We start from the raw sequence: 646 nt of genomic DNA on the forward strand, positions 1-646 counted from the left end.
TTCCTCCCGTCCCGCTTCGGGGATGGGACGGGGTTTACACCAAGATCCGAAGCGGGACGGGAGGAACGTCGTGGGGCTGATCTACGCGCTCGGAGCCTACCTGAGCTGGGGCATCGTCGTACCGGTGCATTTCCGGCTGCTCGATTCCGTGCCGGCCGGCAGCATCCTCGCCCATCGCATCGTCTGGTCGAGCGTGCTCGTGGTCGGCCTGCTGGCGATCCTGCGCCGGCGGGTGCGTAACCCGTTTCCCCTGAGGCGCCGCCACCTTCTCCTCGTCGTCTCGGCTGGGCTCATCGCGGTCAACTGGCTGCTCTACCTCGTGGCGGTCCAGTCCGGGCACATGCTCGATGCGAGTCTGGGCTATTTCATCAATCCGCTGATGAGCGTGGCGCTCGGCGCCCTCGTTCTCGGCGAGCGGCTGCGGCCGGTCCAGGCCGTGGCGGTGGGGCTCGCCGCCGCCGGCGTGATCCTGGCGGTGGTCCTGGCCGGGCACCTGCCCTGGCTGTCCCTGACGCTCGCCGCGAGTTTTTCGCTCTACGGGCTGGTGCGCAAGGTGGTGGGCGTCGACGCCATGGTGGGCTTTGCCGCCGAGACTTTCCTGCTCCTGCCCGCCGCCGGCCTCTATCTCGTCCTCGCCGCCCCCGCC

Annotated in this window: 1 protein-coding gene; it reads left to right on the forward strand. The window is 69.3% G+C overall.

All coding sequences use genetic code 11. The features are described 5' to 3' along the window. Window positions 1-70: 70 nt before the first annotated feature. A partial coding sequence (gene rarD, locus MBTS_RS23480) for an EamA family transporter RarD (protein WP_192216621.1) occupies window positions 71-646 on the forward strand: 576 nt, incomplete at its 3' end.

The sequence above is a fragment of the Methylobacterium bullatum genome, from assembly GCF_014845095.1.
Classification (GTDB): Bacteria; Pseudomonadota; Alphaproteobacteria; order Rhizobiales; family Beijerinckiaceae; genus Methylobacterium; species Methylobacterium bullatum.